Origin of the sequence: Corynebacterium sp. Z-1 (assembly GCF_031844665.1) — a bacterium.
In the GTDB taxonomy this organism is placed as follows: Bacteria; Actinomycetota; Actinomycetes; order Mycobacteriales; family Mycobacteriaceae; genus Corynebacterium; species Corynebacterium sanguinis.
Window position 1 is genome coordinate 359,038 of sequence record NZ_CP134621.1, and the last position, 26,707, is coordinate 385,744.

24 protein-coding genes and 2 pseudogenes are annotated in these 26,707 nt (G+C 64.3%); 12 read left to right on the forward strand and 14 right to left on the reverse strand.

All coding sequences use genetic code 11. The features are described from left to right. The first annotated feature begins 405 nt into the window (after positions 1–405). The 4 genes from aceA to RIU96_RS01725 all read left to right on the forward strand — a co-directional run bounded on the left by aceA (position 406) and on the right by RIU96_RS01725 (position 4,778). Positions 406–1,701 (forward strand): isocitrate lyase, encoded by a 1,296-nt coding sequence (aceA, locus tag RIU96_RS01710; RefSeq protein WP_259812686.1) that lies wholly within the window; start codon positions 406–408, stop codon positions 1,699–1,701. A 107-nt stretch (positions 1,702–1,808) separates the two neighbouring features. Then, on the forward strand, positions 1,809–2,291 hold the full coding sequence (rraA, locus tag RIU96_RS01715) for a ribonuclease E activity regulator RraA (RefSeq protein WP_006841269.1): 483 nt from the start codon (positions 1,809–1,811) through the stop codon (positions 2,289–2,291). Positions 2,292–2,301: 10 nt separating this feature from the next. Continuing rightward, positions 2,302–3,096 (forward strand): Fpg/Nei family DNA glycosylase, encoded by a 795-nt coding sequence (locus RIU96_RS01720; protein WP_311205068.1) that lies wholly within the window; start codon positions 2,302–2,304, stop codon positions 3,094–3,096. A 236-nt stretch (positions 3,097–3,332) separates the two neighbouring features. Continuing rightward, positions 3,333–4,778, forward strand: a complete 1,446-nt coding sequence (locus RIU96_RS01725; protein ID WP_311205069.1) for an NAD(P)H-hydrate dehydratase — start codon at positions 3,333–3,335, stop codon at positions 4,776–4,778. Here RIU96_RS01725 and RIU96_RS01730 read toward each other — a convergent pair. Both RIU96_RS01730 and RIU96_RS01735 read right to left on the reverse strand, forming a co-directional pair. Then, the gene (locus tag RIU96_RS01730; RefSeq protein WP_144823351.1) at positions 4,770–5,708 is read right to left on the reverse strand and encodes an Ldh family oxidoreductase; all 939 of its coding nucleotides are present in this window, start codon (positions 5,706–5,708) and stop codon (positions 4,770–4,772) included. The two genes, RIU96_RS01725 and RIU96_RS01730, sit on opposite strands and share 9 nt — an antisense overlap. Before the next feature lie 87 nt (positions 5,709–5,795). Further along, a complete protein-coding gene (locus RIU96_RS01735; protein ID WP_259801811.1) occupies positions 5,796–7,523 on the reverse strand; it encodes an RNA/DNA-binding domain-containing protein in 1,728 nt (575 codons plus the stop codon). Positions 7,524–7,864: 341 nt separating this feature from the next. On the opposite strand from RIU96_RS01735, the gene RIU96_RS01740 reads away from it, so the two are divergent. Together RIU96_RS01740 and RIU96_RS01745 are read left to right on the forward strand one after the other, a co-directional pair. Next, positions 7,865–8,221, forward strand: a complete 357-nt coding sequence (locus RIU96_RS01740; RefSeq protein WP_144823347.1) for a hypothetical protein — start codon at positions 7,865–7,867, stop codon at positions 8,219–8,221. Positions 8,222–8,505: 284 nt separating this feature from the next. Beyond that, on the forward strand, positions 8,506–9,624 hold the full coding sequence (locus RIU96_RS01745) for an MFS transporter (protein WP_144823358.1): 1,119 nt from the start codon (positions 8,506–8,508) through the stop codon (positions 9,622–9,624). A gap of 543 nt (positions 9,625–10,167) precedes the next feature. Here RIU96_RS01745 and RIU96_RS01750 read toward each other — a convergent pair. The 8 genes and pseudogenes from RIU96_RS01750 to RIU96_RS01785 form a co-directional block, all read right to left on the reverse strand. Beyond that, positions 10,168–10,608 (reverse strand): annotated as a pseudogene (locus RIU96_RS01750) (ABC transporter ATP-binding protein); the annotation flags it as partial. Positions 10,609–10,708: 100 nt separating this feature from the next. Next, positions 10,709–11,506, reverse strand: coding sequence for an ATP-binding protein (locus RIU96_RS01755; RefSeq protein WP_006839082.1), 798 nt, complete (start codon positions 11,504–11,506; stop codon positions 10,709–10,711). A gap of 7 nt (positions 11,507–11,513) precedes the next feature. Next, positions 11,514–12,341, reverse strand: coding sequence for a Mu transposase domain-containing protein (locus tag RIU96_RS01760; RefSeq protein ID WP_396136763.1), 828 nt, complete (start codon positions 12,339–12,341; stop codon positions 11,514–11,516). Continuing rightward, on the reverse strand, positions 12,254–13,006 hold the full coding sequence (locus tag RIU96_RS01765) for an ATP-binding protein (RefSeq protein WP_201740600.1): 753 nt from the start codon (positions 13,004–13,006) through the stop codon (positions 12,254–12,256). The genes RIU96_RS01760 and RIU96_RS01765 overlap by 88 nt, the downstream gene beginning before the upstream one ends. Then, positions 13,006–14,655 (reverse strand): IS21 family transposase, encoded by a 1,650-nt coding sequence (istA, locus tag RIU96_RS01770; protein ID WP_311205071.1) that lies wholly within the window; start codon positions 14,653–14,655, stop codon positions 13,006–13,008. The genes RIU96_RS01765 and istA (RIU96_RS01770) overlap by 1 nt, the downstream gene beginning before the upstream one ends. 139 nt (positions 14,656–14,794) lie before the next feature. Further along, positions 14,795–15,802 (reverse strand): IS21 family transposase, encoded by a 1,008-nt coding sequence (istA, locus tag RIU96_RS01775; RefSeq protein ID WP_311205072.1) that lies wholly within the window; start codon positions 15,800–15,802, stop codon positions 14,795–14,797. A 161-nt stretch (positions 15,803–15,963) separates the two neighbouring features. Further along, positions 15,964–16,164: pseudogene (locus RIU96_RS01780) on the reverse strand (ATP-binding cassette domain-containing protein); the annotation flags it as partial. After that, the gene (locus RIU96_RS01785; RefSeq protein ID WP_144823342.1) at positions 16,165–17,145 is read right to left on the reverse strand and encodes an FtsX-like permease family protein; all 981 of its coding nucleotides are present in this window, start codon (positions 17,143–17,145) and stop codon (positions 16,165–16,167) included. It abuts the pseudogene before it with no gap. Between the two features lie 454 nt (positions 17,146–17,599). Here RIU96_RS01785 and RIU96_RS01790 point away from each other — a divergent pair, with 454 nt between their 5' ends. Genes RIU96_RS01790 through RIU96_RS01800 form a run of 3 tightly spaced genes read left to right on the forward strand, consistent with a single transcriptional unit; the run spans position 17,600 to position 20,236 of the window. Continuing rightward, complete coding sequence (locus RIU96_RS01790; RefSeq protein WP_144741684.1) at positions 17,600–18,721, forward strand: sensor histidine kinase; 1,122 nt, start codon at positions 17,600–17,602, stop codon at positions 18,719–18,721. A 2-nt stretch (positions 18,722–18,723) separates the two neighbouring features. Then, positions 18,724–19,329 (forward strand): response regulator, encoded by a 606-nt coding sequence (locus RIU96_RS01795; RefSeq protein ID WP_144741687.1) that lies wholly within the window; start codon positions 18,724–18,726, stop codon positions 19,327–19,329. A gap of 10 nt (positions 19,330–19,339) precedes the next feature. Beyond that, positions 19,340–20,236, forward strand: coding sequence for a ribokinase (locus tag RIU96_RS01800; protein WP_144741689.1), 897 nt, complete (start codon positions 19,340–19,342; stop codon positions 20,234–20,236). Here RIU96_RS01800 and RIU96_RS01805 read toward each other — a convergent pair whose 3' ends face one another. Then, positions 20,237–21,415 (reverse strand): multidrug effflux MFS transporter, encoded by a 1,179-nt coding sequence (locus RIU96_RS01805; RefSeq protein ID WP_259854494.1) that lies wholly within the window; start codon positions 21,413–21,415, stop codon positions 20,237–20,239. A 52-nt stretch (positions 21,416–21,467) separates the two neighbouring features. On the opposite strand from RIU96_RS01805, the gene RIU96_RS01810 reads away from it, so the two are divergent. After that, complete coding sequence (locus RIU96_RS01810) at positions 21,468–22,529, forward strand: pirin family protein (protein ID WP_144741694.1); 1,062 nt, start codon at positions 21,468–21,470, stop codon at positions 22,527–22,529. A 77-nt stretch (positions 22,530–22,606) separates the two neighbouring features. Beyond that, positions 22,607–23,914, forward strand: a complete 1,308-nt coding sequence (locus RIU96_RS01815; RefSeq protein ID WP_144741697.1) for an IS1096 element passenger TnpR family protein — start codon at positions 22,607–22,609, stop codon at positions 23,912–23,914. Here RIU96_RS01815 and RIU96_RS01820 read toward each other — a convergent pair. Continuing rightward, the gene (locus tag RIU96_RS01820) at positions 23,894–24,217 is read right to left on the reverse strand and encodes a DUF202 domain-containing protein (protein WP_144741700.1); all 324 of its coding nucleotides are present in this window, start codon (positions 24,215–24,217) and stop codon (positions 23,894–23,896) included. The genes RIU96_RS01815 and RIU96_RS01820 overlap by 21 nt on opposite strands. Further along, on the reverse strand, positions 24,214–24,579 hold the full coding sequence (locus RIU96_RS01825) for a YidH family protein (protein WP_144741703.1): 366 nt from the start codon (positions 24,577–24,579) through the stop codon (positions 24,214–24,216). The genes RIU96_RS01820 and RIU96_RS01825 overlap by 4 nt, the downstream gene beginning before the upstream one ends. A gap of 55 nt (positions 24,580–24,634) precedes the next feature. Between RIU96_RS01825 and RIU96_RS01830 the strand changes: the two genes are divergently transcribed. Next, positions 24,635–25,606, forward strand: a complete 972-nt coding sequence (locus RIU96_RS01830; RefSeq protein WP_311205073.1) for an acrylyl-CoA reductase family protein — start codon at positions 24,635–24,637, stop codon at positions 25,604–25,606. On the opposite strand, the gene RIU96_RS01835 is transcribed toward RIU96_RS01830, so the two are convergent. Beyond that, the gene (locus RIU96_RS01835) at positions 25,603–26,682 is read right to left on the reverse strand and encodes a DUF2189 domain-containing protein (RefSeq protein ID WP_144741705.1); all 1,080 of its coding nucleotides are present in this window, start codon (positions 26,680–26,682) and stop codon (positions 25,603–25,605) included. The two genes, RIU96_RS01830 and RIU96_RS01835, sit on opposite strands and share 4 nt — an antisense overlap. Positions 26,683–26,707 lie beyond the last annotated feature (25 nt).

The following is a 26,707-nucleotide window of genomic DNA, read 5'->3' on the forward strand; positions in this document are numbered from 1 at the left end:
CAGTGTTGCGTAGGACTTTCTACCCGAGGTTAGTGAGGCGGGTCACGGAAGTAAACGAGATACGTGGCTTCGCAACCCTCTACTACCCCCGTTCGGTTTTTGGTTTACCCCGCGCCCGTTATCGCTACGGCCATTTACACCCCCAGAGCCTTTGCGCTGCAAACTGTTTGAAAAACCGCACAACCAGCAGAAGTCTCCTTGGGGGGCCCGAAGGTGCGGGGGTGGAACTTCGCAAACTTAACAGATCTGGCCCGTCCCCCCGTGCGAAAACTAACACAGGAGAGATGTTGACGAAGATCACCCCCACAGCAATACTGGTTACAAAGTCACCCGCTTAGTGTCTCAATTCACAGATGGCGGGATCGGCTCGCAGAAACACAATCTTTCCCATTGAAAGGGGCAAGTATGACCACCAACACCGGCAAGGCACGTACCGCAGCAGAGATCCAGAAGGACTGGGACGAGAACCCCCGTTGGGCCGGCGTCCAGCGCGACTACACCGCCGAGCAGGTTGAGAAGCTCCAGGGCCAGGTCGTCGAGGAGCACACGCTGGCAAAGCGCGGCGCTGAGATCCTCTGGGAGGGTGTCAACCAGGGCGATGGCAAGTACATCCACGCTCTCGGCGCTCTGACCGGTAACCAGGCTGTGCAGCAGGTCCGCGGAGGCCTCAAGGCCATCTACCTTTCCGGCTGGCAGGTCGCAGGTGATGCCAACCTCTCCGGCCACACCTACCCGGACCAGTCCCTGTACCCGGCCAACTCCGTTCCGAACGTCGTTCGCCGCGTTAACAACGCAATGCTGCGCGCCGACGAGATCGCCCGCGTCGAGGGCGACGACTCCGTCGACAACTGGGTTGTCCCGGTCGTCGCCGACGGCGAGGCCGGCTTCGGTGGCGCTCTGAACGTTTACGAGCTGCAGAAGGCCATGATCGCAGCGGGTGCCGCTGGTACCCACTGGGAGGACCAGCTCGCTTCCGAGAAGAAGTGCGGCCACCTCGGTGGCAAGGTTCTCATCCCGACGCAGCAGCACATCCGCACCTTGACCTCCGCTCGCCTGGCTGCCGACGTTGCCAACACCCCGACGGTTGTCATCGCACGTACCGACGCTGAGGCCGCAACCCTGATCACCTCCGACGTCGACGAGCGCGACCAGCAGTTCCTGACCGGTGAGAAGTCCGCTGAGGGTTACTACTACGTCAAGAACGGCATCGAGCCCTGCATCGCCCGTGCGAAGAGCTACGCTCCGTACGCTGACCTGATCTGGATGGAGACCGGCACCCCGGATCTCGAGCTGGCCAAGAAGTTCTCCGAGGCTGTCAAGGCCGAGTTCCCGGATCAGCTGCTCGCCTACAACTGCTCCCCGTCCTTCAACTGGTCCGCCCACCTCTCCCCGGAGGAGATCGCGAAGTTCCAGAAGGAGCTCGGCGCCATGGGCTTCGCCTTCCAGTTCATCACCCTGGCTGGCTTCCACTCCCTCAACTACGGCATGTTCGACCTGGCTCACGGCTACGCTCGCGAGGGAATGACCGCCTTCGTGGACCTGCAGAACCGCGAGTTCAAGGCTGCCGAGGAGCGCGGCTTCACCGCCGTCAAGCACCAGCGCGAGGTTGGCGCTGGCTACTTCGACTCCATCGCCACCACGGTCGACCCGAACACCTCCACCGCAGCCCTGAAGGGCTCCACCGAGGAGTCTCAGTTCTAGTCATCCGCTAGGAAAGAGCACGTAAGAGAGGGGAAGCCTGGACAAGGGCTTCCCCTCTTTTGCTTTCCCGCAACGATTGAAAGGAGAGTTTTCCAATGCCCTCATGCATGGCAACAGCAGATATCGCCGATCTCTACGGCGACCAGGAGCAGCTCGCAAGCTGCGACACCCAATTCACCAACTACGGCGGCCATACCGAGTTCTGTGGAGAGATCGTCACCATTAAGTGCTTCCAGGACAACGGACTGGTGAAGAAGACGCTGAACTCCCCCGGCAACGGCCGCGTCCTCGTCGTTGACGGCCACGGCGGGCTGCACACCGCGCTGATGGGTGACATGATCGCCCAGGCTGGCGTGGACAACGGCTGGGCGGGCGTTGTCATCAACGGCGCAATCCGCGACTCTGCTGAGGTTGCGAAGATGCCGTTCGGCTGCAAGGCGCTGGGCACGAACCCGCGCAAGTCGAACAAGGATGGCGCGGGCGAGGTCAACGTCCAGGTCACCTTCGGCGGCGTCGTGTTCCACCCGGGGCACTTCCTCTACGCCGACGCCGACGGCGTCGTGGTCACGGCGGAGCCCATCGACCACTAGACTGGCTCGAATGCCCGAAGGCCACGTCATACACCGGCTCGCCGCGCACCTGAACTCCGGGTTCCGCGGCGGGCCGCTGTCTGTGTCCTCCCCGCAGGGCCGCTTCGATGCCTCGCCTATCGACGCCTCCTCGCTCACCCTGGCCGAAGCCCACGGCAAGCACCTGTTTATCTGCTTCTCGACCGGGCACATTGTCTACATTCACTTGGGCCTGATCGGCAGCTTGCGCTTCGAGCCGGCGCGTGATGTGTGGGGCCAGATCCGCCTGCGCATCGTCGCAGGCGACGTGGCCGCGAACCTGCGCGGACCACAATTTTGTCGCTACGTCTCCCCCGCCGAAATGCAGGCAATCCTCGATCGGACCGGGGAAGATCCGCTGCGTGACGACGCCTCACCCGACGCCCTATTCGCACGCGTGGGGGCGTCGAAACGCACGATTGGCTCACTCATGATGGACCAAAAGCTCTTCGCCGGCGTGGGCAACATTTACCGCGCCGAGGCCCTCTTCCGGCAGGGCATCTCCCCCTTTGTGCCGGGATGTCAGCTGGAGCGTGATGCTTTCGATGCGGTCTGGGCGGACCTGGTTTCGCTGATGCGCTACGGCGTCGAGCACGGGCGGATCGATACCGTACGCGACGAACATACCCCCGAAGCGATGGGGCGCGACCCGCGCAAGGACGACCACGGCGGGGAAGTGTACGTCTACCGACGCGCGGGTGAGCCCTGTTTTGTGTGCGGCGAGCCGATCGCGGTGCGCAAAGTGGAGGGGCGCAACCTGTTCTGGTGCCCTGGCTGCCAGGGGTAGGTGACGCTATTGTCCCTGCTTGTAGATTTTGTAGAGCACCACCGCGATGGCGATGAGCAGCGCAGGGATCGCGATGACGGCGGCGATGGTGAGAACTTCCGAAATACCCATGGGTTCGACTGTACGCCCCCCTTGGGTGTGACAGATGTTGCTCGCCCCGGAATCTGACCTGGGGGAACACCGAAACAGAGTGCGATCCCTGCAACATTTGTCACTACCCCACCTACAGTGGCCTCATGAGCAACCTCGCCTACACCGCTGACCAGATCCGCGCCGCGGAAGCGCCCCTGCTCGACGCGCCGGAGCACCCCGACCAGCTGATGCAAGCCGCCGCGCACCAGGTGTTCAGGGTCGCGCGGGAGTTAGCTGCCAAGGGCAGGGTTGTGCTGCTCGTAGGCAAGGGCGGCAACGGCGGCGACGCACTCTACGCCGGCGCCGAGCTCGCGATGTCCGGGTGCAACGTCGATGCCTGGCGAGCTTTCGACACCGCCCAGCCACGCGCGCTGGAGGCATTCCGCAACGCCGGCGGCGCCCTCGTCGACAGTCCAGGAGGCGACTACGACCTGGTCATCGACGGCATCCTCGGACTCGGTGGCGCCGGCGACCTGCCGTGGACGCTGTCTTTTAATGCCCCGATCCTCTCCATCGACGTGCCCAGCGGGATCAGCGCCGACACCGGTGAGCGCGGCGCCAATCACCTCACCGCCGATTACACAATCACCTTCGGCGGGTGGCGCCTCGCCCAAGCACTGGCACCAGAGTGCGGCGTCCAGCTCCTCGCCGACATCGGCGGTCTCGCCGCGCAGCTCGCGACCTCCCCCGGCACACCGATCTACCGCGCGAGCGGCCCCGAAACTGCCTGGCCAGACGGCATCACCCAGCTCGGCGCCCCGACTCTCGAAACCTCCGAGCCCGGCTTTTACGACGACAAGTACACTGGCGGCGTCGTCGGCATCCGCGCGGGCAGCGGCACCTACCCCGGCGCGGCGATCCTGTGCACCGCCGGCGCTGTCGCTGCCACGCCGGGCATGGTGCGCTACGCGGGCCCGCAGGCGCTTGAGGTCGTTCGCGCGCACCCGGAGGTCGTCGCCACGGACTCGGTCGACAGCGCTGGGCGCGTCCAGGCCTGGGTGTTCGGCCCCGGCGCAGGCACCGACGCCGAGGCCGCGCGCGACCTCGAGCACATTCTAGGCACGCAGCTGCCGGTGCTTATCGACGCCGACGGGCTGACACTGCTGGAAAAGCACGCCCACCTGCGACAACATATACTCTCAAGGGGGAACCCTACAGTTGTGACCCCCCACGATGGCGAGTTCGCACGACTGCGACAGGCACTAGAACTGAACGAGACAGACCGCCTCCACGGGACCCGAGAGCTCGCCGAAGCGATGGGCTGCACTGTGGTTCGCAAGGGTCGCGCCACCATCATTGCGTACCCCGACGGCCCAGCCGAGGTCGTTGATACCGGCTCGTCCTGGGCCGCGACCCCCGGCTCCGGCGATGTGCTCGCCGGCATCATGGGCGCGCGGATTGCACGCGACGGGGTCGAGCGCCTGCACGAGTCCGTGATCGTGCACGGGGAGGCTGCGGCGCTCGCTGCTCGGACGGAGTTTGGCGTCGCGCAGACGTCGGCAAGCGACATTGCTCGCCGCATTCGGGCGGCGACGGCGAAGTTAAGCTAGCTTTTCCCAGGTCGCATCGTCGATGTCAAGCTCGGCGGGAGCGGGACGGGTGCGGCCCGGGATGTAGACCTCGTGCTCGTCGGCGAGCGTCGCGAGGTGTGCCTGCAGGCGTCCGAGGGCACCCGCTCCGAAAAAGTCCGGGCCGATGACCAGCGCGAACAGCCCCACGCGCGGTGGCTCATCGCCCCTTTTCGCAGCGCTTTTCGACGACTCCCCGCCCGCCAACATCGCCAGCATTTCAAACACGAGCGCGAGGTTCCCGCCGCGGTGGCCCCCATTGGGCAGCAGCGCACCCTCGTCGACAGCGACACTGGCATCGTCCGTTGGCCGGCCCGCGGCGTCAACGGCCCACCCCTGCGGCAGCGGCTCCCCGCGCTCGGCGTGCTGGCGCACCCGCATAAACGCCGCCGGCGTCGCGGCCTGATCCACCACCATGGCCTCGGGGATTCCGAATGTCACAGGGTTTGTGCCGACGACGCGCTCGCCCGAGGCGTTGAGCGTGACCAGGGCGGGTGAGTTCGTCGTGGTCAAGCTGATCAGCCCGTGGCGAGCAAAAAAGCGCGCATACCACCCGAGCTCCCCGGTGGTATAGGTCTTACGAACCGCGGCGACGGCGACACCGTTCGTGCGCGCGATGTCGAGGAGCTGGTCGCGGTGCTTTTCCAGCGCGAACTGCGCCAGCCCGTCGTCGGCGTCAATGGCTAGCACGCTGCCGCGCGCCGTCGCAGTGGGGTTAGCTTGGCCGTTGATGCTGCTGTTATCCAGCGCGGAGAGGTACGTGAGCAGGTGAAACGCGCCGTGGCTTGGCTTGCCAGCAAGTTCGGCGTCGAGAAACACGCCGGCCGAGGACTCTGCCTGCTCCTCGCTCATGCCGTGGGCGCGCAGGGCGTCGAAGAACGTGGTGCGGACCGTGTCGATGTCGAGCTTCATAGCCTCCAAGGTAGTGGGTTCGCGTGGGTGGAGATTGCGAGATGCATTTGCGGCGACTCACAGAGTGAAATGCAATGCAAATGCAATCTACGTGAAATCAACGAGAGCATAAAGGAAAGCGCGCTTGTCTGCGGGATCCTTCTCGGACGTTACTTCACCCTCGTGGATCAATTGTTGCAATGCTCGGTACGTTTGGTTTTCCGTAAGACCGGCTGCTTGGGCGATCGCGGATCGACGACTCGGCTCACGCAACTCCTGTAATGCCGCGCGCACCGCCTCCCGATCCTTAGGCCGAGCGTGCGCGGCCGTTTCGGCCCTCGAGACTATACCTCGCTGCTCATTCAACTGTCTCCCAAGAACGTACTTGGTTCCTCGCCCAGAGCCGGTCACGTGTGCCAAGCCGAAACGCACGAGCTCCTGCAGCTCATCGCGTGCCTCGACCGAATCCATCGGGAAGCGCGACCGGTAATCCGAGTTTGAGACGTCCTCGCCGTTTCGCATCGCCACAAGAGCGTGTTTCTGCGCCACTGAGAGGGACTCTACGGCGGGCAGAGTGTTCAACCATTCAATGTCGGTGGTAGGAAGCACACTCGAAGACGTGACAATTGCTGTGAACTCAATCACCTCGTCCTTGAAGAAGGGCTCGGGAAGGAATGCCTCACGCAAGGCGCGACGCACCTCAGGGATGCCGGTTGCGTGCCCCTCGATCACGCGAGCACCACTGGCTGACGTAATAGATGAGCACATCTTGTACAGCACAGCGTTGCGCGCACGGGGGCTCGTGCGCCCTAATTCCCGTTCACTGAGACCCCATAGACCGCCAGGGTTCTTCACTATGAGTCTGGTTGGCTGCTTAACCAGCATCGGATAGCTTCCGAAGCTCGCTGGAGAGAGGTCGCGGTGGACCAGTGCGTTTGCGACGATCTCGCGTACAGCCACTTCTGGGATTTCACTCATGTCAAAGCCCCGACCACCCGAAAAGGCCACACCGTGCATGAGATGCTTGTTCACCCAGTCCAGCGCTGCGTCTAGGAGATCAGGCACAGGACCCGAAAACTCCGCTCGGTCCGCTAACCGCAATGAGGTGTCGGAGTTAGGCATTGGCTCCGCGTGCGCCTTGACGGTTGTTTGTGGCAGGAATTGCTGAGGGTGTACTCCCATTGCGTAGACTGCGGCAAGCGTGGGCAATGTGGTCTCATGGTCGACGACACTGGTGCGCACGAGAAGCTCTTCACGCCCCATGTTTCGCAGCCGCGGGCTTTCGCGACGCTGGGACTCCAGGTATTGCTCCAGCAGCTCGGGGACCAGATCCTTTTCTACACTCGCGCCTTCGATGGGCTGCCCGTCAAAAACGGGCTGCGCACGTTGACTAACAAGGTACAACTCTTCCTGTTCGCTGAGCCTGTAATCACCCTCTCCGACGCGAATGAACGCGGGGCCGTGTTTGCCGACCCGGAACGGCCTTCGGTCAGACGGCTGCGGAGGAACAACGCAGGCAACCACGGTTGCGCCGTCGATGGACTCCCATTCCACGGCGCCGAGCTGGACGGGCGGGACAACTCGTTCACGGGCCTTGCCTGCCAGTCCTTGGGCGCAGGCGGCAGGGTTATTCACTCCCGTTACCTCGATACCCTGGGGCGTTTCGGATACGCCAAGCAGAATAGTGCCGCCTTCCGGCATGTTGGCAAAAGCACTCAGCGTCTCATCCAATGTGTTTGGTAGCCCACCTCGGGCGCTTTTGGCCTCAATATTCCAACGATCCGTTCCACTCTCGAGGAGCGCCGCAACTAGGCCGGGGATGTCAATTGAATTCATGCTCACAAAGTGTAATGCAATGCAATTAAAATGCAATGCACTTTGATTCTTCTTGCAATCAACTTTGGGGATGCCGACGGTGCTGACAAGCCCTCCCCCGTGCGCGACCAGGTAGTTCCGCCGAAGAACCCATAGACCCGGCAAGCGCATTGCCCGACAGCAACAACGAATTCGTCATGCTAACCTACGATGCCACCCATAGAGAACAGGCCCGCTACTCAGGTAAGCTATAGGTAATATCAGCTCGGATATGCTGGCACCGACGACGGACGCAAACCGCACCGCTACCCCCAGAAAAAGTACCGCCCGTCCGGGGCCTATGACGTGAATTGGAATCCAGAGTGACGGCTGGCGAAGTGACACTAACACGCACCTACTTCCTCGCACGGAAAGAAGACCTGCAACGCTGTTACGAGCGCTACCTGGAGCGCATCGAACGCGTCAAACAGTTAACGCAGGTCTACCTCATCGCCAACGAAGAAGTGCCAGAATCGAGCGAACTCGCCCGTGAAAACCTCCTGTCCGATTTGCGTGCTCAGAGCGATGATTCGCTCGTCGAAGACGAGTGGGGCCTCTACAGCTACGCCACCGCGCTACGCAGCATCGACGAACCCATCACCCCCCGGAACCTCCGTCTCGCGCCTGTGGGAAGACCTCCTACTTGCAGACGAGGAAGAATTCCCCCGCTCATTCATTAGCCAGGTCAGCTTCGCCTTCATATCGCGGCCCGATTAGCTTGTCGGGAAGCTGCATTTTACAAGCGCCTGCTACCAGTGAAGCTGGAGGCCGATAACCTCGGCGCACCTTGAAGATCTCAGCGCAATATGGGTGCCTCACACGACACAGATTCCGGATCTTCACCCTGCCACCTGACCGCACTAACGCCCACACGGGTCGACAACCCGAATGTGCCTCCACCCCGGCACACCACAGCGCGCTGCGTTAGTGTGTGCGGGTGAGAAATATCGTGCCCCTGTCAGCAATGGGCTTTGCGGCGTTCGTCTACGTCACCTTCGAGACCTTCACTGTCGGCCTGATCACCCCGATGGCCGCCGACTTACGCGTCTCCGAAGGCCAGATCGGGCTGCTCATGTCGGTCTACGCAGGCATCGTGGCCGTAGTGACCATTCCGCTGATGCACTACACGCGCCGCTTCAACCGCCGCCCGCTCTACATCGCCACCCTCGCTTTCTTGCTCACCGGCGTGATCCTGCAGGCAGTCGCGCCGAACTACGCAGTGTTGGTCATCGCGCGTGTCACGGCGGCGTTGACCCACGGGTTGTTCTGGTCGCTGGTCAACCCGATGGCCGCGCGCCTCGGCGGCAAGGGCCACACCGGCCAAGCCGTGGCCGTGGTGTCGATGGGGTCGACGATGGCGCTGGTTGCGGGTTCACCGTCGGTGGCGTTCATCGGCGATCTCATCGGGTGGCGCGGGGCGACCTGGTCGCTGGGATCGCTCGTCATCGCCTCTTTTGTGGTGCTTGTCGCCACGCTGCCGTCCATGCCCGCGATTGAGCCGGATACCACGGCGGAGAAACCCTCGCGCTCGGCGATCCCCTCGCTGATTGCGTATTTGGGCCTCGCGGTCACCGCGCTGTTTACCACCTACACCTACCTCGGACTCTTCGTGGAGACCACCTCGGGACGCCAGTGGGTGCCTGTCGGTTTGGCGATTTACGGACTCATCGGCATCGTGGGGGTGCTGTGGGCGGGCCGGCGCGTTGACTTGCGCCCAATTCGGCTCAACGTCGTACCGACGGTGCTCATGGTCCTTGCCGCGGCACTCGGCCTTATCGCCCTTTCCACTGCCGGGCCAGGCTCTGTCACTGCGGCGTTTAGCTCGATCGCTTTTCTGGGCCTTGCCGCGGGCGCCTTGCCGACGGTCGCTACCACCGTCTTCCTCATCGCCGGCGGGCCAGACCAGGACCGCGCATCGGCGATCTACGTGGTCACGTTCCAGGTCGGCATCGCCGCCGGGTCCGCCCTGGGAGCCGCGTCCGTCGATGCCGGAGTGCTCGCTGGAACGCTCGTTGTCACCGCAGTCTTGGCCAGCTTGGCCGGCCTCACCGTCTCCCTGTGGTCCCGACCGATCTTGCGGTAGCATTCACGCTCGAGGAAGCACACGGAAAGGTCCTGAGATGTCATATCGCGCTTGCGTTGCCGGAGCATTTAGTGCCCTTGTCGCCCTCGGCGTGGCTGCATGCTCCTCACCCACTCCAGCTGATCCGCAACCTTCGACTTTGGTTGTGACGTCGACCCTGGTCACCTCGGCATCAGTCCCTACAGCGGTGCACACCGTCCCCGCGGAGCCCTCCCCTGAAGCTTCCGCCGACCGGGGGTTCTCTGAGCAACCCGGGACCCCCGCGAATTTCAACGGCCAAGCCGTCACCGTCTGCAGTTCGGGTGATGGGTGGGGAATCTCCGAATTGGCGGTGAATGAGAATACCAGCTGCCCATTCGGCTTTAGCGTCCTCGACGCCATGACAGAGGGGGTCCCCAGCACCGAAAACATTCGGGATTATCTTCCGCGGTCCGTCGAGGCCCACAGCCCCACCACCGGCCAAACGTATTCCATGAGCTGCCGGGATAACGGCGCCGGCATCATCACCTGCACGGGCGGCAACAACGCTGAGGTTATCCTCCACTAATTCGCCGGCACACCCGCAAGGTCCACGATTCGCCCGTCCTTGACCTCGACAACGCGGTCGCGCTCCGAGATGAGGGAGCGGTCGTGGGTGACAAACGCGCAGGCGATGTTGTTTTGCTCCACGAGGGTGCGCAGGAGGGTGACAATCTCGTGGCTGCGCTCGGAGTCGAGCGCGGCGGTGGGTTCGTCGGCAAGCACGAGCTCCGGCTCACCCATTAGGGCGCGGGCGATGCCCACGCGCTGGCGTTGACCGCCGGAGAGCTGCTCCATGCGGCGGCCGCCCAGGCCCTCGAGGCCGACGACGGCGAGGAGCTCTTCGGCGCGATCGGCGCGCGGGGAGATCCCCCGCATGTGGTCGGTGACCAGCAGCTGCTCGCGGACGTTGAGTGCCTTGATCAGGTTGGCCTGCTGGAAGATCATGCCAATCTTCTCCAGACGGATCTTGTCGGAGACTGACGGGCGTTTCTTTTCGGTACCGGTAGGGCGGTATCGGGTACCGGGGTGTTGGTGGTTGCCGGTACCCGGTTTTTACCCCCGGTTACGACTTTCGGGGTTGACGTAGCCGTGTGGGTGTCGTAGGGGCCATCCTTTCTTGTTTGATGTCGTCGCGGGTTCGCATGTCTTCTCCTGTCAGGGTGAGTTTCGAGCCGTGGTTGGCGAGTCTGGACATGACTGCGTCTGCCAGTGCTGCTTCTGAGAAGACGTCGTACCAGTAATCGGGTTCGTGTTGGCTGGCGATCACGGTAGAGGCATGTTCACGCCCGACGAGCAGGTTGAATACCTGGTTCAACGCGTGCGCTGAGACATCGGTGGCGAGAAAATCATCGATGACGACAAGTGCCGGGGCTTGCAGGTCAGCGAGGAGTTGTTTGCGGGCCTGGGGATGCTCAGCCGCAGCGTCGAAATCGTTGGCCAGGTCGTTGAGCCGGAAGTAACGGGCGGTGAGCTTTTTGCGGCACGCCGCGACGGCCAGGGCTTGAGCGAGAAAACTTTTACCGGTGCCGGTAGCTCCCACGATGATGAGGTCTTTGCCGTAGTCGATCCATTCGCAGGTGGCGAGCCGGTCGATGCGGTCTTGGGTTACACCGCGGCCGGGATAGGCATCGAAGCGCTCGAGTGCGGCGGTTGAGCCAAGGAGTTTCGCTTCACGCAACCTTGTCTGGATGACCTTGTTGTCGCGGGCGGTGAGTTGGGCTTCGAGGGCTTCTTTGATCTTGTCTTCGAAGGAATCGTTATCGCGCGTGGGGTCGTTGACGATCTCTTGGATCGTCGCGGCGAACACGCGCATCCCGCGCAGCGAGCCGAGCTTGTCGAAATCTTCATCGGTTAACGCCATGATGCTTCTACGCCTCCTCACCGAATTCAAGCTCACCGAATTCAAGCTCACTGAACTCGAACGCTGCTTTGCCCCGTACGTGCGACGCCTGGGCTGGTGGTGCGGGACGAGTCACCGGCCTAGTTGACGCGGCAGATGATGTAGGTGATTGCGCACCACCTGTGGCGGTGGCGGTGGTGCGGGTTGCGAGGTCTTTGATGGTGTCGTGGACTTTGCGCACCGACGGGACCATGTGGGAGTCGAGGACGTCTTGGCAGGCTTGTTCAAGCAGGCTGCGGGAGTACTTCTTCGACAGGCTCAGCACGCCAAGGGCGCTATTGTAGGCTTGGGCTTCAACTTGGTGGGCGTGAAACATCTGGCGGATGAGTTCGTAGGTTGCGGCCCCAATACTTTGAGCCCATGACTCAATCCGGCCCTGATCCCACTTCGTGGCCAAGTCCTGGTGCTTTGCCGGCACATGCTCTTTATCTGTGGAGTACTGCATGTTGCCAGGCTTTTTACGGTGGGAAGCGATATGCTCACCCGCGCTGAAGATGTCGACGACATCGTCGAAGATCTGCACGTCGACACTTTTGCCGGCGAAGCTCCACGGCACAGAGTAGAAATGCTTCTCCACTTGGACGTGGTAGTTCACCCCGGCCTTGGCTTTACGCTGTTTGGGACGTGCTTCCAGTAGCAGCGTTCTGACGATCCGATAGCACCCGGATGAGCACCGGATAGCGGTGCTTGGTCCGGGTGCCGGCGGGGCTATTGCGCGTCGGCGAGGTGTCGGCGCATGTTCGGCCCGTCGAGTGGGAGGATCTCGGCGCCTGCCACAATCCGGTTGAGGATCGATTCGGCGATCACCGCGTCATGCAGGGATTTGTACCAGTCCTGCGGCTCGAACTGGGAGGTGACCAGGGTCGAGCCACGGCCGTCCCGGGCCGCGAGGATGTTGAGCAGCTCCGCGGCGGTGTGCTGGTTGATGGGCGTGGTCAGGAAGTCATCGATGACCAGCAGGTCGCAGTTGTGCAGGTCGGTGAGGAAGTCCAGCCGTTTCTGCGACGCGGGGTCCATGACCGCGAGCTGGTTGGCCAGATCATCGAGTCTGAAGAACCGGGCGGTGTAGAACTTCCGGCAGGCGGCGTTGAGCAGCGCCAACGCGAGGTAGGTCTTGCCGACACTGGATTTCCCCAGGATGACCAGGTTGTGGGTCTGATCGATCCATTGACAGCTGGACAGCCGTGCAATTAGCTCACGATTGAGGTTGCGGTCGGGAAGGTAGCGGATTTCTTCTACGCAGGCATCAGGGTTTGGCGATCTGGATGCCTTGAGTAGTTTCTGGGTCCGACGTTGCTCCCTGGCCGTGATCTCCTTATCCAGGGCGTGGAAGATCTTCTGCGAGAACGTCCACTCATCGCAGGCGGGGTCGTTGGCCAGGTCGATGACGGTTTTCCCGAAGGCGGTCATCCGCAGCTGGGTGAACAACGTCATGTCGGCGTCGGTGAGGTGTCGATCCATCACGCCTGACCTCCTTCATCGTGGGCAGGATCCGTCTTTCCCAGTAGAGCGTCGAGGCTGAAGTGCTCAGGGCCAGCCAGGTGCGCACCGCGGGTGTCCCGTGAGCCCGGGGCCGGGTCGATGCGTGGGGCCGGCGGCGGCGGAGCATCTGTGGTGGTGGGCCGGGCGTGGACCTGGGCCCGCAAGGCCGCCAGGCGTTGCTTGACCGCGGTGTAGCTGACCGCCCGCGGGGAATCAGCGTCAACCAGTTGCCGGCAGGCCTGTTCCAGCAGTGCCTTGTTGTCGCCCTTGCCCAGGGCGAGGATGTTCAGGCAGGTGCGATACCCCTGGGCTTCGATCGGGCGGGCATCGAGCACGCTGGTGATCGCGGCGACGGTGTGGGGACCGACCTTGTGGGCCTGACGCAGGAAATACGCCCTGGACCACAGGTCCGAGGACTGCTGATGCTGATCGGGGACATGATCGGGGTCGGTGACGTAGACATGCTGGCGCGGGGAGACGGTATGGGTGGCGATGATGTCCCCGTCGCACATGACCGTCAGACGGTCGCCGGTGCTCTTCACATCAACGTGGCGTCCGGCGAAGGTGTGGGGCACCGAGTACTTCACCGTGGCGATTTCGATGTGGTAATCACGGTTGACCTTGGATTTCCGCCAGGTCACCGGCTGCCAGCGGGACTCCGGCAGCCCAAGCAGTTCCGGCCGCTCATACTCATCGAACAGATCCTTGCGGCTGATCTGCTGTCCGCGGAACGGTGTTCTGGTGTTGATCGCGGTGACCTGGTCGGCCACAGCAGTATTGAGGTCATCCAGGCTGGCGAATCGCTGGCCCGCGAGCCGGCCGATCACCCAGTTGGTCACGACCTTGACCCCGGCTTCGACATTGCCTTTGTCCTGTGGTTTTACGGGACGGGTCGGTACCGCAGCGGTGCGGTGGTGCTCGAGGAAATCCCGGTAGGCGCGGTTGACGTCCCGGGCCCGGTCCCCACGAGCGATCTGGTTGGATGCGGTGGAGGCGTTGTCCGGGATGACGACCTGCGGGATACCGCCGAAGAACTCGAAGGCCTGCTGGTGGGCGTCCAACCAGTTCGGGGACTTCTCATCGAGATAACCGCGGGCGAAGACCATCCCGGAGTACGGCAACGAGGCCACGAATACCGACACCTTGGTCTTGCGCCCGGTGATGGGGTCAAAGACGGCCATCTTCGTGCCCGCCCAGTCGACCTGCATCGTGTGACCGGGAACGTGGGTGATCCGCATGGTCAGGTCGTTGACATCGACGTACTCGCCGATGATCTGGCAGAACCGCTGATAGCTGTAGTGCCGCTGGCCAGGGACGCCGTCCGTGTCGAGGTAGCCGGCCCACAACACGCGCAGCGGGAGCTTCTTCTTGCCCGAGCGTTTGGTGACCATCGCGGCCACGTCGAAGGCGACGAACTCATCCGAGGGCGCCTTGCGCCCGTCGGTGAACAAGGCGTCGAGTTCTTCCGCGGTGAGGTCTTCCACCTGGGAGGTGGAGGTAAAGCCCTGGTCCCGGCAGATTCTCTTCGCTTTGGCGATGGTGGTGTGTGAGCATCCCGCCAGGGCTTCGATCTGTCGGTAGGACAGATTCTGGATCAATAGTGACATCACCAATCGGTAGTCAGTCACGGTGTCTCCTCTTCGAGGTCCACACGCAGCCGAATTACTGCGTGTGGACCTGAGATCACCACAGACCACCAGATGCTGCTATCCGAAGCTCATACCCGCGCTATCCGATCGTCAGAACCGCGCTACTAAAAGCACGTCCCTAACATTTACGCCACGTGGAATACGACCAGCGCTGTTGAGGCAGCGGGCGCAATGCTTCTGCTTCGCTTTCAACAAACAACTGCCTGCGGCTTGCGTTGCGGCCCCGGAATCCTTCCCGGTCGTTGATCCAGTCGACCTGTGCTGCAATAGCGGCGTTGAGAGCGTCGAACGTGGAGAACTCTTGGCCCGATAACGCTTCTGCGACCCAGGTCTGGACGATATCGACCGCCTTTTCCACATGGGCCTTATCCCTGGGTTTACCCGGCCTAGCCGGGGTAATCCCGCAACCGTAGAACTCGGCGAACTGCTGGTAGCGCTCGTTGACTTCACGCACCGTCGCACCACGTGTGATCTGGTTGGTTGCTGTCGAGGCGTTATCGGGCACGATGCGCACCGGCACGCCACCGATATAGTCCAACGCGTCGCGGTGGGCACACAGCCACGACCGCATCCGCATATCCGGCCACGCACTGGCATGGATAAGCCCCGAATGCGGCAGCGACGCCACAAACACATACGCCTGCACAGACACCCCGGTCAACGGGTCAACAACTGCCATGGTTTCCCCGGACCAATCAACGCACAGCTCCTCACCAGGGGCATGGGTCAAAAGCGCAGTCAGGTCGTTGACATCGACGTAGTTTTCAAACAGCGCGCAGAACTGCCGGTAGGAATAATGCTGCTGGCCAGAAGTAGCCTGACGGCGGGTGTATTTATGGTGTTCCACCTTTAACGTCACCCGCTCACCGCGTCGGCGCCGGGCGGCGATGCCTGCGAAATCCGGTTCCACAAACGCATCTGAATCCCGCCGGCGATTATCCGGAAACAACTCCGAAAGCTCCTGCGGCGACAACGCGGTAATCGTGTCCTCGTCCATCCCAGTCGAGCGCAACACCCGACTGGCCTTATCAATACTGCTGCGCGAGCACCCCAAATCCGACGTGATCTGCGACCACGAGCGGCCTTGCACAAGCGCCAGCATGATCAACCTGTAATTGGTGACCACACCAAACTCCTTCCATGGTTACGCGGCCCGCGCGTACACACTGCGCAGGGCCGTCAACCACAGACTGCCAACCCAACTACCCCCGGTACCCGATACACGCACACCCAGTACCCGATACCCGCCCGACCGGTACTAAAAACCGAACCCGGTCAGGAGACCGGGGAGCCGCTCACCAACACCGTGCCCGAATCGGGCGTGATCAGGCCAGCGGCTGCGGAGAGCAGCGTGGACTTGCCGGAGCCAGACTCGCCGACGATGAAGGTGAGTTCTCCTGGCTGGGCGCTGAAGGATACGTTGTCCAGTGCGGTGAGCGTGCGCTCACCGTCGGGGTAAGTAACGGTGACGTTTTCGATGGTGAGCATTTAAGCGATACCTCCAAGTGCTTGCTGCGGGTCAATTTTGGTGATGGAGCGGGTGGCGAGCCAGGCGCCGGCCATGCCGAGCACCCACAGAGCCAGCTGCGGGCCGATGATGCTGAGCACGCTCAGGCTGAACGGGGCGACCTGCGCGGCGGCCAGCCCGAGCCCCAGGGCGATGATCCCGCCGCCGATGACACCGACCGCGAGGATGAGCGCGGCCTGGCCGAGGGCGTCTTTACGCAGGTAGGCGCTCGATGCGCCGAGTGCGCGCAGGATCGACAGGTCGCGGGTGCGCTGGATGGTCCACACCGTGAGGAAGGCCACCGTGACCAGCGCTGCAATGGCGTAGAGGAAGCCCTGGATCAGTTTCAGGGAGCCCTGCTCGGAACCGTACGCCGGAAGCGCGTTGAAGGACTCCCTCACGCTCATGCCCGAATCATCGCTGTTGAGCAGCACCGTGCCAGCGGCCTCGGTGTGCATCGCCGCCTGCCAGGTCTCAGTGGGCACCCACAGCACCGGCGAGTGCGAATAGTACAGGTCATCTGCGGTTTCGTCGACGCTAATCGACGCCCCGCCGACGCCAATCTCCTCCCCCTCGGTCAGACCAAGGGAGCTGGAGGCGACGGCGGTGTCGCCCAGGGTCACGCCGGTGGGCAGCACCGTTCCCTTGGGCAGTCCGAGCACCGCGGCGGAGATTTCAGTGCCGTCTTCGGTTGTGAGCATCGTCTGCCCGGTGCCCAGCGGCGTGGAGCCGGCCGGGACCTCGTCGGCGGGGATACGGGAGGTGGAGTAGGACGGTTCGTCCATGTCGTTGAAGGTGACGGATTGGGGGTCGAGCGCTTCGAGCGCGGATGTGTTTTGCTTGCCCAGGCCCGCGGTGAGCCCCGTCAGCATGACGACGAGCAACGTAATCAGTCCGACCACACCGACGATGAGGCTGAAGCGGCCAAGGGCGCCTTTGATTTCTTTGATTCCTACGAACATGGCTCAAATATGGCCTTGAACAGGGCTTTTACACATCGTCAGCGCGGTTGAACCTTGAATCAACCGATCGGTTGATTGCGGTTAGGCAGCTTGGTGACTTGTGGGTGGGTTGTGGAGGACACGGCTTACAGGCTCTGCCCTAGTACGCGACGTGACGGCGGTGTATCCGTGGCCTCGCCCTACCCATGTCCTGCGACATAACAGCGCAGTTTGGACTGCGCAATTTAGCGAGTTGAGACGGCAAAACCCCAGGTCGCGAAAAGCCTGTGCGCGTAAATTGCGCAGTGCATAGTGCGCGGTGGCCTGGCAGGGCGCCGCGGCGATGGTGAACGGGCGGGTACTTCCGAAAACTCGACGCTATCCGAACAACCATGGATTCTTTGCGACAGCCGAGCCCGGACCGCGGCCTACTCCCCCGTTCTCGCAGCACCCGCGCAGGCTACTGTGGGAAACCGTGAGCAACACCAACCGGATCCTCGTCTTTTTGCGCGTCAGCCTGCACGTGCTGGTCGCGGTGCTGCTGGCGGTCGGGCTCGCCGGTGCGCTGCAGGAGGGCATGAACGTCGCTGCGCTGTGCTTGGGCGCGCTGTTTGCCGTGGTCTACCTTGTGGGCACCGTCTACCACAACGAGGGCAAGCCCTACCCGCTGGCGGCTGCGTGGGCATGGCTGGCCGTGATTACCGCCCTATGGGTGGCTCTAACGTGGGTCTCCCCCACCTTCGTCTGGCTGGAATTTCCGCTGGTAATCCTGGTGAGCTACCTGTTTCCCGTCGTTCCAGGGCTGCTCATCTCCGCGGTGATCCTTGGCTACACGCTCACTGTCACCGCCCCGGAAAGCGGCGTCGGCGGCATCGTCGGGCCGACGATCGGCACTGCCATGGCGCTGCTGATATACCATTCCTACTCCGCACTGCGTCGCGAGGCGGACCACTACAAGCAGCTGGTCGTGGACCTGCAGGCCGCGCAGATGGAGCTCGCCGCCGCGGAGCACTCCGCGGGTGTCTCCGCCGAGCGCGCCCGGATGTCGAGGGAGGTCCACGACACCATCGCCCAAGGTCTGAGCTCCATCGTCCTGCTCGGCAGGGCGTTGGACAAGCAGCTCGGGGATACCGCCTCGGCTCGCGAAACGCTCGACACCATCCGCTCCACGGCCGCCGACAGCCTGACGGAGGCGCGGCGCATCGTCGCGGGCGACGCTGGCCCGCTCGAGCCGCTGTCGGTACGCGTCGAGCGGCTCGCTGATGCTGCGCAGCAACGCCAGCGCGCGCTCGGATCGCACATTGAGGTGCGCGTCAACGTGGTTGACCTGCCCGAACCCGCCGCGAACGTCGCTGAGCGCGTTGTCCGCGAGGGCTTGAGCAACATCGTGCGCCACGCAGGCGCGACCCAGGCCGTGGTCACGGTGGATAGGCTGGGCGACCAGGCCACCGTCGACGTCTACGACAACGGCCGCGGCATCACCGGCGAAGAGGGCTTCGGCCTGCGTGGGCTGCGCGAACGCCTGCGCGAAGCCGGGGGAAAGCTCACCATCGAGGGCAACGTGCTTGCCGCCACGCTGCCGGTTAAGGAGCGCTAGCCATGATCAGGGTCATGCTTATCGACGACCACCCCATCGTCCGCGCCGGCCTTCGCGCGGTGCTCAACTCCTTCGGCGACGTCCACGTCGTAGCCGAGGGCGCGTCCGGTGCCGCGATCGACGAAATGCCCGAGGGCGTCGACCTCGTAGTCACCGACATCCAGATGCCCGAAATCGACGGCATCGAGGTCACCCGCCGCCTCGTCGCCGCGGGCGGGCCCCCGGTGCTCATCCTGACCACCTACGACACCCAGGCTGACGTGCTGGCCGCGGTGGAGGCGGGCGCGCTGGGCTACATGCTCAAAGACGCCCCGGAACCCGAGCTGCACGCCGCCGTGCTCTCCGCCGCGGGCGGCAAACGGGTGCTCTCGCCGCAAATCGCCGGCGTGCTCGCCGAGCGCGTCATGCGCCCGGACCAAGCCCTGTCCGCCCGGGAGATCGAGATTCTCAAGGCGGTGCAGACCGGCGCATCGAACCGGCAGATCGCGGCAACGCTGTTCATCTCAGAGGCGACGGTGAAGACGCACCTAATCCACATCTATTCCAAGTTGGGGGTGGACAACCGCACTGCGGCCGTCGATAAGGCTCGCGAGCGGCGAATTATCTAAGTTGGCGGGCATGGCAACTGTCACTGTCGTAGGATCGATCAACGCCGATCTGGTCGTTGAGGTCGACCGCCACCCGCGCCCCGGTGAGACTCTGCTGGGCAGCGGTGGGGAGGTCTCGGCGGGCGGCAAGGGGGCCAACCAGGCCGTGGCCTGCGCCAAACTGGGCACGCAGGTGTGCATGGTTGGTGCGGTCGGCACCGACGCCTACGCCGAGGAAGCACTCAAGTACCTGCGCACGTCGGGGGTGGAGCTCAGCGACGTGTCCGCGGTCGACGGGCCGACGGGCCTGGCCGTGATCACCGTCGACAGCAGCGGCGAGAACACCATCGTCGTCGTCAGCGGGGCAAACGCGCAGGTAGACGGAGGCTTTGTCGACGCCCGGCGCGGTGCAGTCGAGGGTGCCGAGGTGGTCGTCGTACAGGGCGAGATCCCGGCGAGCGGGTTTTCCGCCGCGGTCCAACTCGCCACCGGCCGCGTGGTGGTCAACCTCGCGCCCGTCATTGACGTCGAGCGCGCCGACCTGCTGCGGGCCGATCCCTTGGTGGCCAACGAGCACGAAGCGGGGCTGATTCTCACCCAGCTCGGCGAGCTGCAGCCTCCCGCCACGGAGGAGGAGATGGCGGCGGTGCTGCTCGCACAGGGTTTTGCGTCCGTCGTGATCACCCGCGGCGCGGGAGGTGCCGTTGTCGGCCACGGCGACACGATCACGCCGATCCCCGCCCCGCGGGTCGAGGCCATCGATACCACCGGCGCGGGCGACGCCTTCGTCGGCGCGCTCGCCGCCCGCCTCGCCCACGGAGCTTCGCTTATCGACGCCTCAGCGTACGCATCCCGCGTCGCAGCGCTGTCTACCACCCGCCGCGGCACACAAAGCGCCTATCCCACCGCGGCCGACGAGCTACCCTAACTACTCCGTCCGGCGCGTCAGGGTCGCCAGCGCCACCAGCGCGATGCCGGAGCACGCGATGATGGAAATACCCATCGCCAGCATGGGGTTTGTCCCCAGCGCGACCAGCGGCGGGATCGCACCGGCCACCACGTACTGGAAGAACCCCATCGCGCCGCTCCCCGCGCCCGCGCCGATGTCGCGCACCGAGTCCACGCCCAGCGCCGTGGCGTTGGCCATGATGAACCCGGCCATGAGCGACAGAACCGCCAGCGTGGGGACGACGAGGACCAGCGTCGGGTTGGACAGCGCCTGGGGGACGAGGAGGGCGCCGGCGAGGCCGTCGATAAGCAACGCGGTGATGAGAGCCCGGCGCGGGTCGGTGCGCGTGACCACGCGCATGTTCATCGCGTTCGACAGCGGGATCAGCATGGCCATGGAGCCGAAGATCACCGCGAAGGCCGTGGGGGAGACGCCGAGCTGGCGCTGCATCACCAGCGGCGAGCCCGAAATGTAGGAAAACAGCGCGCCGAAGCCCAGGCCCGAGGCCAGCATGTAGCCGACAAACGCGGGGCGAGCCAGGCAGCGCGCGATGCGGGGAAACAGCCCGCGCAGCGCCCTGGACGAGCGCATCTGCGGCGGCAGGGTTTCCGGCACGACGCGGAAGGCCACGAGCGTTTGCACGGCGTTGAGGACCACTAAGGCCCAGAAAATGCCGCGCCACCCCACGGCCGGCAGCAGCACACCACCGATCACTGGCGCGATCGCCGGCACGAAACCGGTAATCGCCATGAGCGCGGAGAACATCCGCGCAGCTTCGCGGCCGCGCGCGATATCGGGAACCACGGCGCGCGCGACCACCATCATCGAACCGCCGGCGAGGCCCTGGATCACGCGGGCGGCGACGAGCAGCTCGATAGACGGGGCGATAGCGCACAGCACCGACGCCGCGAAGAAACACACCGAGGCGATCATGATCGGGCGTTTGCGGCCCGTGCTGTCGGATAAGGCTCCGAATAGCAGGTTGCCCACCGCCATACCCAGCATGAAGCCGGTGATGGTCAACTGCGCCATCGCCGGGGTCGTGCCCAGGTCCTCCTGTAGGGTCGGCAACCCCGGCAGGTACATGTCGATGCCGAAGGGGCCGACCGCGGACAACAACGCGAGGGCGACAAGAAGGCTACGGCTAATGGAGTTCACTGATTCATCTCTACCCGGATTAAAGCACCCTGGCAAAAGGTAGCCTTGGGCCATGAGCAACCTCGAGACAGCGCCATCCGAGTACCAGCTGACAACCGGCGGTGGAGCGGTGCCGGACGGGCAATGCCCTGGTGTGGACGTGGAAATCATCACCGCCCGCGAGGTGCCCCTCGGCGGACCCCGCGCGATGACCGTGCGCCGCACTCTGCCGCAGCGCAAGCGCTCCCTGATCGGCGCGTGGTGCTTCGTGGACCACTACGGCCCCGACGACGTTGCAGCCACCGGCGGCATGGACGTCGCCCCGCACCCGCACACCGGTTTGCAGACCGTGTCCTGGCTGTTTTCCGGTGAGATCCAGCACATCGACTCCGGCGGCAACCGCGGGATCGTCCGCCCCGCCGAGATCAACCTCATGACCTCCGGCTACGGCATCTGTCACTCCGAGACGTCCACGCCCGAAACCACCACGCTTCACGGCGTGCAGCTTTGGCTCGCCCTGCCCGAAACGGCGCGCAGCACCGCGCCGCGCCAGTTCGAGCACTACGCGCCCAACGCACTTTCGCTTGACGACGCCTCCAGCTCCACAGCACACGTATTCATCGGCAACCTGCTCGGGCAGAGAAGCCCGATTGAGACGTTTACCCCGCTCGTCGGCGCGCAGTTCCGCCTCGCGCCGGGTGACAGCGTGACCTTCGCCGTCGATCCCGCCTTCGAGCACGGCGTCCTGGCGGACGTTGACGGCCTGGCTCTGGAGGGCGTAAGCCTGCCGCGCGGTGCGATCGGCTACACCGGAGTCGGCGCCACCGAGCTGAACCTGACCAACACCACCGACGCCGAGGCGCTGGCCGTGCTGATCGGCGGCGAGCCATTTACCGAGGACATCCTCATGTGGTGGAACTTCGTCGGCCGCGACCACGCCGAGATCGTCGAAGCACGCAACCAGTGGCAGGAGCGCTCCGAGCGCTTCGGGGTTGTAGAGGGCTACGTTGGCCGTGGCGGGCCCGACGCCAACGCCGACGGGATGGCGTGGCTGCCGGCGCCGGAGCTGCCCAACGCCGAGATCAGGCCGCGGGTCAACCCCGCGCCCGTCGCGCGCGGGGAGGACGAAGACTAGCTGCACGTGTACACCTCATTGCGCAAGCGCCCTTTGCCGCCGAGCGAGATCCGCCGAGCGCAGTATTCTTAGGAACCATGATCGTCTCGCTGCTGATGACTATCGAGGGCTCGCAACCGAAAGTCTCCCGCCTGGTCAACGTGGAGAACTCCATGCACCTCGGCGCACTTTCGCACGTCATCGACGCGGCCTTCGGCTTCTCCGGCGGCGAGAGCCACATGTACATGTCCACCGGGCCCGGCGCGCGCGAGGTCGTCACCACCCACCCGAGCGAGGGCGAGCGCGCCGAAAACGACATCACGGTCGCCGAGATGAAGCCCATGATCTACGTCTACGACCCCTCCGCGAACTGGAACATCCACGTCGAAGTGCTCGGCACCTCGCGGCTCGACGGCCCCACGCCGTTGCTTATCGACGCCCTCGGGCCCGACGTCGTCGAGGCCTGCAACGGCCCCACCATGATGAGCAAGTTCCACGCCGAGGCGCGGCGCATCGCCGCAGGCCTCGGCCCCGACATGGAGGTCGCGCCCCTGCTCCTGAGCTTCTTGCCGGTGATGACCCCGGACCGGCTTCTACAGCGCCTCACCCAGGCGGACCCGGTGACGGTCTCGGAGCGCATCAGCTTCGTCGCCGAGGACCTAATGATCGACTCCGCCAGCTCCATTGCCGAGGACCCGCTGACGCAGCAGCTGGCCTCCGAGTTCGAGGACTTCTTGGAAACACGCCCCGACCTGATGGAGATCATGTCCCTCGATCCGAGCCCGGAGCACAACCCGGTGCTGATCGCCGCGATGGCGGGCTTCTTCGAGGACCGGCTTGGGGAAGACCCGCCGCTGGTGCCGGAGTACCCGAACCTGTTCCGGGACACTGTCGAGGCGATCCTGGGCTACTTCGCCGAACCGGTCAAGCTCACGGCCACGGGTGCCCTGCCGTCGCGGGTGGTGCGTGCGGTCGGGCAGGTGCTGGGCTACGACACGCGCTCGCAGCGCCCTCGCGAAACCTCGCTGCCCCTGTTGGCCACCACCCGTGAAATCCTCACCGAGGCGGGGCTTTTGAAAAACACCCAGGGCCGGGTGCGGCTCGGGGAAAGCGGCGCGCGGCTGCTTTCCGGCGGCGCGAGCCTGGACGAGCTTCACCTCGCCATGAGCCACGGCTTCGAGGAAACCTTCGGCGCCCACGAGTGGCGGGCTGTGGTGAAGTGGATCGCCAATGAAAACGGCATCATCGCCTCCGGCCCGCAGCGTGTCCCGGAGGACCTTGCCGGCACGTACGACCTGCTCAGGGCCCTGGGCGTGGTGGAGGAATCCGTGTACCCGCCCGGGCACTACCTCACCCACGGCGGCCACCTGCTTATCCAGCGGATGCTAGAGCTGGGTGAGCACTAGCGCGAAACCGATGCCCCCGAGCACGACGAGCATGAGCGTCAGCAGCGCGACCCCGACGGCGTTGGGCGTGGCGTGTTCGTGCGACAGCTCCGTCGCTTGGCCGCGGTACATCCGCCGGTTGAACACGATGAGAACCACCGCGAGGGCGGCGAGCAACACTATCGCCATAAACACGACATCGGGGTACGAGTCGGACCAGCGCAAAAGCGTCATCGAGCACACCATCATGGCCAGCGCCGTGCGCGTCCAGCTCATCGCGGTGCGCTCGGGCTGCAGCCCGGCGTCGGTGACGGGGATGCTCACAGTAGACCCAGGAACACGACGACGGAGGCGATGAAGATGCCAATGCCGAGCAGGGGAATGATCGCCGGCGCGGGTAGCGGGCGGCCGTGGCGCATCGCCCGCTCGACGCGTACCCAGCGCAGCGCCGCACCCACTGAGATGGCCATACCGAGCAGGATCACGACCACCGCAGCGAAGGTGCGTAGCGACGGCGCAATCCCCGGGATAGCGAACGCCTCCAGCGCGATGCCCGCCGCCAAAAACGCCAGCGCAGTGCGCGTCCACGCGAGGAAGGTCCGCTCGTTGGCTAGGGTGAAACGGGGGTCCGGTTCATCGCCGTCGGGGAAGACGGCGCGTGTAAACCAACCGGGTTGCTCGCTCATGCCCCCTAACTGTAGCCCAGCGACGCGTCGCTGCCACGGACGTATGGTGGGGTGCATGGATAAGACGTTGCTTGTTACTGAAACCGGACCCGAGCTCGTAGAAACTCGCGATGACTACGCAGGAGAGGGCGATACTCTGATCGACGTGACGCACTCGTCGGTCAATTACAAAGACGCGATGGCCCTCGGCGGGATCAAGGGCATCTTGCGCGAGCCGAACATAGTCCCCGGCATCGACGCGGTGGGCACCGTCGTCGAATCTCCCACCCTCGCGCCGGGCACCCTGGTCACGGTCAACGGCTGGGGGATCGGCGAGCGCCGCCACGGCGGCTACACCCCGCGACTGCGTATCGACGCCTCCAAAGTGACTCGGGTGCCCGAGCGTTTCGACGCCCACACCGCCGCCGCACTCGGCACCGCCGGCTACACCGCCGCGCTGTCCGTGGCCGGTTTCGAGCGCGCCTCAGGTGTCTCCGCCGCCGAGCTCGACGGCCCCGTCCTGGTCACCGGCGCGACCGGCGGCGTCGGCTCCGTGGCCGTGTCGCTGCTGGCCGCGCGCGGGTACGAGGTCCACGCGATGACGGGGCGCGTCGATACGCACGGCGACTACCTGGAGGGGCTGGGGGCTAAGGAGATCGTCGACCGCGGCGAGTACGCCGAAGCGGGCAAGCCGTTGCAGAAATCGCGCTACGCCGGCGCGATCGACACCGTCGGATCTACCGTGTTGGCCAACCTGTTGTCGCAGCTGACCTGGGGCGGTGTGGCCACCGCCTGCGGCATGGCGGCGGGCAACGACCTGCCGGCCTCGGTGCTGCCCTTCATTCTGCGCGGCGTGCACCTGGTGGGCATCAACTCGGTGGACGCGCCAAACGGCCTGCGCGTTCAGGCGTGGGACCTTCTCGCGCAGGCCGTCGATGTGGAGCAGCTGCTCTCGTACACCTCGACCGTCGACCTTGACGGCGCGATCGAGGTGGGCGAGAAGCTCCTAGCCGGTGAGCACCAGGGCCGCACCGTGGTCACCCTTTAGAACTGGGGCTGGGCCTCGGTAGGAACGGGGCCGCCGGATGCCTGGCGGTAAGCGTACGCCGTGGCCAGGTAGGTCGCCGGAACGACGATAAGCGCGCCGAGGCCGAATGTGATCACCACCGGGATCACCAGCAGACCGGAGATGAGGTTGAACAGAAGCAGCTGGAGGTAGTTGCGCGCACCTGCGGAGAAGCCTTCAGAGAACGCATCGCCGAAGCTGCCGGCGTTATCGGCGGCGTACCAGATCTGGAGCATGAAGAACGGCGTGATGAAGAGCATCAGCAGCGACGTCACAGCAAAAACGCCAAAGAGCGCGCCGAGGATCGGGAGGAGCGCTAGCGGGTCGTTCTCCAACTGGACCGGGTCGAGCGCGGACAGGGTTGCAAGGACAGATCCGCCGAAAATCATCGCGGAGATGACGATGAACACCAGCGCGATCATGAACACGATGAAGCCAACGAGCACGGACATACCGAGTGTCGCCCCGTAGGTGGGGGCCTTCATCCCGTTGAACTTCCAGTGCTTCGACAGAGTCTGCGCCAGGGCAAACGAGTACAAAAACGGGTAGAGGAAGATCATTGCCAGGCCGAAGAGGAACCCAACGAACGGGATGAGGCCGCTGGCCAGGCTAGGTAGAAGAACCAGAAGCAGGCCGATGAGAATCCAGTTCTGCCAGTTGTTGAACGTCTGGCGGAAGCCGTAACCCCACGCCTCGAGCGCGTTCATTTTCCCGGTGCCCTTGATGTGGACGAAGCCGTTGACGGCCGGGTCGTTGATCGGGTGAGGTTGGGTGCCGTCGCCGTAGGTGCCGTCGACAAGCGTGGTGCCGTTAAGCTGCGCCGCTCCCTGGTTGGCGGCGGCGTTGACGTCGTACGGGTTGTAACCGCCGGCCTGCTCGCTGCCGTAACCGTTGTAACCGTAGTTGTTGTAGCCGGTGAAATCGTTCGGGGTGCCGTAGACGGAGGAGCCGCCCTGAGCGCCCGCGTTGCCGGCAGGAGTGTCGGAGGAGCCTTTGCCGAACTCATTGTTGTAGCGGGGATCCTGCGAAGAAGGACCACCGTTGTATGGGGTGGACATAACGCCAGCCTTTCGATGAACCATG